This window comes from Chitinivibrionales bacterium, from assembly GCA_014728215.1.
Lineage (GTDB): Bacteria > Fibrobacterota > Chitinivibrionia > Chitinivibrionales > WJKA01 > WJKA01.
Map to the genome: position 1 here is coordinate 1 of WJLZ01000085.1, position 8,494 is coordinate 8,494.

The 8,494-nt window shown below is 47.1% G+C and carries 7 protein-coding genes; 2 read left to right on the forward strand and 5 right to left on the reverse strand.

All coding sequences use genetic code 11. The features are described 5' to 3' along the window. The 5 genes from GF401_06320 to GF401_06340 form a co-directional block, all read right to left on the reverse strand. A partial coding sequence (locus tag GF401_06320; GenBank protein MBD3344659.1) for a methyl-accepting chemotaxis protein occupies window positions 1-560 on the reverse strand: 560 nt, incomplete at its 3' end. A gap of 240 nt (window positions 561-800) precedes the next feature. Continuing rightward, the gene (locus GF401_06325; protein ID MBD3344660.1) at window positions 801-1,628 is read right to left on the reverse strand and encodes a PAS domain S-box protein; all 828 of its coding nucleotides are present in this window, start codon (window positions 1,626-1,628) and stop codon (window positions 801-803) included. Then, complete coding sequence (locus GF401_06330) at window positions 1,609-2,976, reverse strand: response regulator (protein ID MBD3344661.1); 1,368 nt, start codon at window positions 2,974-2,976, stop codon at window positions 1,609-1,611. The genes GF401_06325 and GF401_06330 overlap by 20 nt, the downstream gene beginning before the upstream one ends. After that, complete coding sequence (locus GF401_06335) at window positions 2,973-5,063, reverse strand: response regulator (GenBank protein MBD3344662.1); 2,091 nt, start codon at window positions 5,061-5,063, stop codon at window positions 2,973-2,975. Before GF401_06335 ends, GF401_06330 begins: the two co-directional genes overlap by 4 nt. 76 nt (window positions 5,064-5,139) lie before the next feature. After that, complete coding sequence (locus GF401_06340) at window positions 5,140-6,312, reverse strand: PAS domain S-box protein (protein ID MBD3344663.1); 1,173 nt, start codon at window positions 6,310-6,312, stop codon at window positions 5,140-5,142. Window positions 6,313-6,637: 325 nt separating this feature from the next. Here GF401_06340 and GF401_06345 point away from each other — a divergent pair, with 325 nt between their 5' ends. Both GF401_06345 and GF401_06350 read left to right on the forward strand, forming a co-directional pair. After that, window positions 6,638-6,898: a hypothetical protein gene (locus GF401_06345; protein ID MBD3344664.1), complete on the forward strand. Its 261-nt coding sequence runs from the start codon at window positions 6,638-6,640 to the stop codon at window positions 6,896-6,898. A 7-nt stretch (window positions 6,899-6,905) separates the two neighbouring features. Beyond that, on the forward strand, window positions 6,906-8,494 hold a 1,589-nt coding region (locus tag GF401_06350; GenBank protein ID MBD3344665.1), incomplete at its 3' end, for a fibro-slime domain-containing protein.

Genomic DNA, 8,494 nt, shown 5'->3' on the forward strand with positions numbered 1-8,494 from the left:
ACAATGGTTATTTTTTTATGACGGGCCATATTGGTCTGCCTGCCGGCAATTTCCTTGTTCATACGGCTGTTCTGCCCGGCAAGATAGGTATTGCAACTGCTTATATATACCGCGGCGGCTTTATCCATCGACTCCCTGTCATGAGCAAGATTACTGTTTATCTCAACGGTTTTGTCCATCAGCCTTTTATATTTTTCAACAGCTCCATTTGCTGTTTCGAGGTGTCCTTTCAATGCTTCCAGATGTACCGCCCTTTTTTGCAGTTCCCCGGCGCTGCTTATGGCCGATTCGACCGCCTTTATTTCATTTTTTGCATCGGTATAATAGGTATCTTCCTCTGATAAACCATATCCCCGCATCGCATACATGACTCTATTGGCAGCCCCCCGCAACTTTACGGCGATATCAACTTCAGGAACATATTCTTTCGCAAGGATTTCCGATTTGGCCTTAACCGAATTCATATTGAAAATCGCAAGCCCACCCAAAACGACAATAATCAGAATAAGAGAACCGAATCCAACAGCAATCTTAACAGAAAGCTTCATGTTATTAAACATTCACACCTCCTCAACAAAAAAGTTTACATTATTACCGCCCCGGTAACAAAAACAGACAAATGCATTTACGGAATTCTACAACCGCCGCTACAATTCTTCATTAGTCCAGTTTCATTCTCCGGAAACTTCTACAAACGCTAACTCCTGCAGGTATGTCTAATGATATGCTTAACCGGAGAAAATATACAGAGGGGAATATCGGGGATGTTTCGGGTATGGGTTATACCCGATAATGACGAGTCAGGAGTTGATCCTGCCGAGATAGGTTGCCAGATTTGTCCGATTGTCGGATACGCCGAGTTTCTTTCGTATCGACTTTCGCTGTTTTTCAACAGTTAAGGGTGAAGTGTGCAGCATCCCGGCGATCTGTTTTATCGACATGCCGGTCTGGATCATATTACAAATCTGCATTTCCCTGGGGCTCAGATTATAATCGGCAAATGGGAATTGCGCTGCGGGTGACGAGGTAACGTATTTGATTGAACTCTTGAGAAGTTTTGCCAGGTCGGCGCAGTGTGGACGGTCGGCGATCATATCGATAATCGGAATGATCAGTTTTTGAAATTTTTCAGCCACACTCTCTTTGACCGCAATTTTTTCCCGTTCTACCGAAGCGATCACCTCCAGAAGCGCGGTATTTTTCCGTGCAAGTTCACTCTCAACCCTTTTTCTGTCGGTAATATCCCTGCACGTAAAGAGAAGTGTTCCTTCAGCCATATCCGCTAATTTAACATTAACAAGAATATTACGGCACTCACCGAATTTATTGGTTATTGAGCATTCGATATTTCTGATTTCGCCTTTCCGTCGAAGTTTATCGGGACCATAATCAAGTCCATCAATTATTCGATGTATATTTCTTTTTCGAATGATTTCACCGACCGAATAACCGAAAATATATTTGACATTGTCACAGACAAAATTCAGTTTGCCGTTCGTATCGGTAAGAAAGACCGCGTCGGAGATGTTTTCTAAAATAGTCTTATATAACCCCGGTGTGACGGCGTCATTCCGACATCTTTTCGGGACCGGATTATTTTTACTCCGATTAGAGTTGTTGTTTTTCATAGAGCCCGAGTTGTTTGAGTTTTTGCCTGAAATTTTTCCGGTCCATTTGGGCCGTGGAAGCCGCCTGGGTAATATTCCCGCCGGTTGATTCGAGCAGGGAAGAAAAATAACCTTTATCGAACCGGTCGACCGCCCGGGCTTTCATCTCCCGATACGATGAAACTGTTTCGGCTATGTTTTTCCCACCATAGAGCGCGAGCATCCGCCGAACGCCCTCCAGACTTATTGTATCAGTATTGCAGGTCCCTTTCAAGGTGCTGATGAACATGGCGAGTTCACGCACGTTTCCGGGCCAGTCAAAGGCGGCGATCGCCGATAGTGCTTCGGGATGAATAGCAAAACCGTCATCAAGTAAATGACGGACAAGGGGGACAATGTCTTCTTTCCTCTCCCGCAAGGGAGCACACTGTATACATCCCCCCCGCAAGCGGTAATAGAGGTCCGCACGGAATATTCCCTGTGTCACCATTGCCTCGAGATCGCGGTTCGTTGCGCTGACAACCCGAACGTTTGCTTTGCGCGGCCTTGCCTCCCCTACCCGCATGTATTCGCCGGTATCAAGAAAACGGAGGAATCGTGTCTGCAATTCCGGGGGTAATTCCCCTATTTCATCCAGAAAAAGCGTCCCGCCGTCTGCAGCCCCGAAAAGACCGTTTTTCGTCTTGTTCGCTCCGGTGAACGCCCCCTGGACATGACCAAAAAGCTCCGATTCGATCAGTGATGGAGTCAATCCACCACAGTTGACCGGAATAAAAGGCGCCTCACGCCGGGCGCTCTGGGAATGAATAGCCCGAGCGACAAGCTCTTTACCGGTCCCCGATTCTCCGACAACGAGCGCCGGAATATCCAGAGGCGCCATTAGACGAATGCGATCGCGAACATGGCAGAGATGGGCCGACGTCCCGATTAATCCCATACTGTCGCCGGAATTTTCGCTTGTGCATGTTTTCTCAAAGCTCTGTTTTCTGCGTAGCGCTCCTCGTACCGCATACCGGATCTGCTCGGCCCTGAAAGGCTTGACAAGAAATGTAAACGCGCCGACCTCGATGGCCTTGTCGTGGTTCTTTAAATCGGGATAGGCGGTCATGATAATATACTGGGTGCTCGAACTGTGGGGCAGCATATCTTTACGAAGCGCAAATCCGTCTTTGCCGGGCATCACAATATCAAAAACGGCAACATCCCAGGGCCGCCTTAAAAGCGATGGATCGGCATTGCAGGGATCGTACTGAACAACCGTGTATTGTTCTCCCTGAAGCGCTTCGACAATAAACGTACGCATCATAGCCTCATCATCGGCAATAAGCACCCTCGGTTTTTCCGGTAGTGAAGCATTGTGTGCCGTCATTGTTGTATCACCTTTTCACCATTAAGAATTCGGGTAATTGCACTGAGAAGGTCCCGTGACCGGAACGGTTTGCGGATATAGCCGTTGGCCCCTGTTTCGAGGAGCTTTTCTATTTTGCCCTCGGCGGCATGCCCCGATGATATCAAAACCGGTATGTCGGGATTGATCAGTCGAATACTCTGAAAACAAGCGGCCCCGTCCATAACCGGCATAACCATGTCCAGAACAACCATTCCTATTTCATCATGGTTCTTACGAAAGTATTCCTCAGCCAATGCCCCGTCGGAACACACCTTAACCAAACCACCGTTGCGGGATATCAGTTCCGGTATAAATTCTCTCATAGTCTGATCATCATCAACAAACAAAATTTTCTTGCCCTTTAAATCGAATTTCAACAATTGTTCCTCTTGTATGGATGCGGCTTCAGCCCGATTGTTCGCAGGAAGGTATACATCAAACCTGGTCCCTTCTCCCGGAGCGGAATCAACTTCGATAAAACCACCGTGCTGTTTGACGGTACCGTAGACGCCGGCAAGGCCGAGTCCTGTGCCCTTTCCCTGCTCCTTGGTGGTAAAAAAGGGCGTAAACAACTGCTCCCGAGTTGCGTCATCCATCCCCATACCGGTATCGGAAACGGCAATATGGACGTAATCCCCATGGTTGATATGAAATAAACGGTCTTGGGAAAATTCCCGGTCGATATGAATGTGTTCGGTAAACAATTCAAGCGTGCCGCCGTCAGGCATAGCATCCCGGGCATTGAGCGCAAGATTGAGAAGCATATTTTCTATTCTGGATGCATCACCCGATACCACCAGAATGTCATCGGAATACCGGGTCAGGATGCGAATCCGTTTATCGAGCGTGTGTTCAAGGATTGTCACGGTATGCTCGATAGTTTTCCGTAAATCGACAGGCTCGACGGTAAGCTGTTGCTTGCGGGCAAAGGACAACAACTCGGATATGAGCTTTGCCGCACGCTGGGAAAGATTTAAAATATTCAGAGGGTACCTTCGAAGAGGATCGGAGATATCCATGTTCTCCTGGAGCAGATCGGCCAAACCGAGAATACCGCCAAGAATATTATTCATATCGTGGGCGATCCCGCCGGCAAGCCGTCCGACTGTTTCGAGCTTTTCGGATTGCCGCAGATGCTCTTGATAGATTTCTCGCTCACGCAGGAGCTGTTTTTGATCGGTAACATCTGTGATCGTATGGACAAATGAAATCACTTCTCCGTCACTCCCGGAAATCGGCAAGGACGACACTCTATAGCTCCTGCCGTCATGCTCATATTCCGCACTCTCACTCCGTTTTGAATGGAGAGCGATGAGGCACGGACACTGCTCAAAAGGCATTTCGGTCCGGTGAATAACTTCATGACATTTCCTTCCGACGATTTCCGACCGTGGAAGGCCTGTATGGCGGCATGCTGCATCATTTGCCTGAATAATGCGAAAATCAGCCGAAAGAATAACCACAAAATCGGTGATCGCATTGAATGTTTCAATCCAGTAAGCCGCCGAATCCGCGGCCCGTTTCTCACTCCCCTTGAGCTGCTCGGTAGTAAAACTCTGTTTGAGCGCGACCGCCGCAAGTTCGGCAAAAGAACCCGCTATCGCGCAATCTTCATCGTTAAATCCCCCCGCTTTGTTTGCCAACCCCATGATCCCCACGGCTTTTCCGTCAACAATCAGCGGTGCGAAGAGAACATTATCGAGCCTGCAATGCCCTTCGGGCATAAAGGCCGCCCATTTGCTTTTCATGAAATCATTGTCGAATACCGGCTCCAGATTCTTATAGGCAATGGCGCGGAGCCCCCTGATGGGCATAGGAAGTTCGGGATTGACCGTGCACTCAAGCCCCCCGGAATCAAGAAACAGCACCTCATTATTCGTTTCATCCCCGGACAAAAGCGCAACATACCCCGATGTTGCCCCAATAAGCCCTTTGCATGAATCGAAGAGGTTTTGTGCAGAACCCTTAAAGGATGGTGAAATCAGTACATTTTTAATGCAATCACAGAGCGCTTCGGCATGAGCAGACCGACGCAAAAGATTGCCGGTATTTAAATATGCAGCCATCAAACAATTCTCTCATAAATATGCCGGAAATGTAAGGTGATATTAATGGGGTAATAATGGGTAATATAAATACCCATCAGAATGATTGTCGATCATATGTTTTTAAAAATGTGGCGAGATTGATCGATTTCTCTTCCAGACCGAGTTTTTTCCGGATAATTTTTCGCCTTTTTTCAATGGTCTGGATCGAACGGTTGAGAATATGGGCGATTTCTTTGGAGGAGAGCCCGTTTCGAACCATTGTGCAAATTTCGATTTCTTTCTGGGTAAGCTGTGGCGATTTTCGAGCGATATTGAGTCCGTAGGCGGAGCTGACTGTTTTCAGTGATGATTCCAGCAACGCGGCATACCGCTCCGTACTCACATCGGCTCGCATCCGTTCCAGCACCGGGGTTATGACCTCTGCAATAGTGGCCGCAAACTCCTCTTTGATCCGTTTTTTTTCGATCTCGATACGGGCTATGAGTTCATTGAGCGCGATGTTTTTTTGCTGAAGCGCTTCTTTGGCTTTGACCCGGGCGGTAATATCCCTGATTGAACTGATATTAAATTTTTTCCCATCAAGGCAAAAATGCCGGGCCGTAATTTCGACAGGGAATACGGTCCCATTCTTCTTCTTATGGTAGCGCAGGGCAATATGTGATTTCTTGTCTGTTTTAGTTTCTAATGACTGCGCAAAGTTTTTAAGGGATCTTTTTGTTCGCGACTTTTCCGCCGACAAATCCGGTGCTGAGAGATTCAGCATTTCGGCGCGCGTATAGCCATACAACCCAATCGCTGCCTGGTTGACATCCTGTATTTTCAGGGTCTGCACATCAACACAAATAATGGCGTCGGACCCCGCCTCAAAAAGTGACCGGTACTTTTCTTCGCTCTGCAGTAATTCGTGTTCCGCAGCCAACTTTTCGGTAACATTATAAAGTGTCAGCACAATGCGGGAGACATTACCGCCCTGATCTTTGACGGGAACAAGACTCCAGTCCCAATAACTCTCCGCCTCTTTTGAGCTGTTTTCTTTTTCCGAAAAAGGTTTTGCCTGAAAATAAAAGGGGATCCCGGTTTTGACGGTTTTCTGAAACAGTGATTTTTTCTTCTCATCCGGATAGAATTCGAAATAGTTTTTACCGATAAAAGATGAAGCTGTTCGGCCGGTCTCCCGGGCAAAGGCGGGATTAACATACATAAAATTGAAGCTATGGTCGATTAATGCAATCAGTACCGGGGTATTATCTAGAATTGATGAAAACATGTAGTAGTCACATTTTATTAAAGAAAAGCAGCGTCTCAGTTCTCTTTGAACAATTAAAGCCGCCAATATCTCGCCACAGCCGGAATGATGGCCTCGCCCCCCCGAGTAGTCATAAAGAAAAATAGTATTTTACCATTAATTCATCGGAAAATGAAATAATACATCAAAATTATGCTTTAATTTAATTAAATCAATTATTTGTCTGGGAAATAATCGTAATTATTATATATATTATTGAGTGGCATAAGCAAGCAAGCAAACAAGCGAAAAAGGTTAAGGAAAACAGACGTTCTTTTTTTACACACTGCACAAGGAGGAGTGTGCTATGCGACCTTCCATGCTTCGCTCGGCTGCTATGCCCGGCAAATTTGTTCTGTACCATTCCCGCAATTTCCCGATCAAACTATCCCTCTCATCTCTGGCAGGAGTGCTCCTGCTTTTATTTGTTTCTGTGGTGACCGCTCAGCCGGACGATGTTGTAATTACGGATACCATGCAGCTCCCTGTCAAGGTAAGGGATTTCAAAGAAGTCATAAAAAGATCCTGTTGGCCAGTGGATCGAAGATTCGGCGGGCGCCCATTATGATTTTAACATGTATCCCAATTGTCCCCGGAATACCTATAAAGGCGGTATTTACGATACAATCTCCATTGGTGATTCATCCGACTACCGATTCGACGAACGAAATCCGAAACTGAAAGACGAGACCGTGGATCCCCCGTGCTATCATGGTACCGACGAATTCGATCAGTGGTATAACGACGTTTCCGGCGTCAACCGTCCATTCCAGGTCATGCTTCCCTTTCTCAGAGATGAAGACGGCATTCTATACTACTGGAATGAAAATTTCTTTCCTATTGATGATGATTCCGCTTTTGTTCCACTTTCTTCAGAGACCAACACCTACGGGCACCGTCAGCCCGACCCCTATGACAACCATAACTATGGTTTTACGATGGAGTTTCATGCTTATTTTACCTATGTTGAAGGGGCGAATCAGACTTTTACGTTCAGTGGTGATGATGATGTCTGGGTGTTTATCAACGACAGCCTGGTTATTGATATTGCGGGTGTTCACAGTGCAATTACAGATTCGGTCAACCTCGATGAGATCGCGCCGGGCTTTCTGGAGGATGGGGAGACCTATATTTTTGATTTCTTTTTCGCCGAACGTCACACATCCAAATCCCGGTGCTATATTACCACCAGTATCCCGATACTCGAACCCGAACGCACAAAAATAGTCAAGGCCAAAATCCGAGATTTCAAGGAAAAGAATACTATCGACACCACGGGTATGCACCCCGATTTCAATTATTACACATGCGGACCTGTCCCTGGAATGGTTCAGCCGAAAATCGCCACCACGGTACCGAACTCTCCCTTTCCCGGGGATAACCGCCAGATAGTGCTCAAACAGGGCGCGCAATGCGCTACCTCGACATCCAATTTCGGTCATTGGTACAATGATTACAAGGGAATAAACCGTCCATTCTATATCGATATTGCCTTTGACGAAGTTCCCGGTGAACCCGGCGTATATGGTATATCATTTCCTTCATTTTTCCCTATCGACAATGATTCCGACTGGACGCCGGCCTATCCCGGCGGCCCGGACCCCTACGGCCATCTTCAAACAAGCCATCCCGAACACAATTATGGTTTTACAACAGAGATACACACACAGATTACCTACCTCGAAGGAACCGGTCAATTTTTTATTTTCAGGGGTGATGACGACGTCTGGGTGTTTGTTAACGACAGTCTGGTGATGGACCTCGGCGGGGTCCATTCGGCAATCGCCGATACCATCCGGCTCGACAGCCTTCCGGATGGTTTCCTGAAAAACGGTCATGTTTACCCCTTCGACTTTTTCCACGCCGAACGCTATATCCCCGATTCCCGGGTCACCATAAAAACCAATTTCCAGCTTGACACCTACGTATTCGAGGGAATTACCACCTTTGTCCAGTTCTCCAATTATGAAGATTTTTCCGATGTCGATTCACTCAATCTTTACCGAAAAGCGAGTCAGACTCTTTATATCCAGGTGTACGACGACTCCAGGACCAAGGGGGTCGATACCACAGAAATCGAATTGAACGGCCCCAACGGAGAAACCGAAACCGTCACGCTTATCGAATCCGGTACCGGCACATATATCGGTTCAATCGAATACGG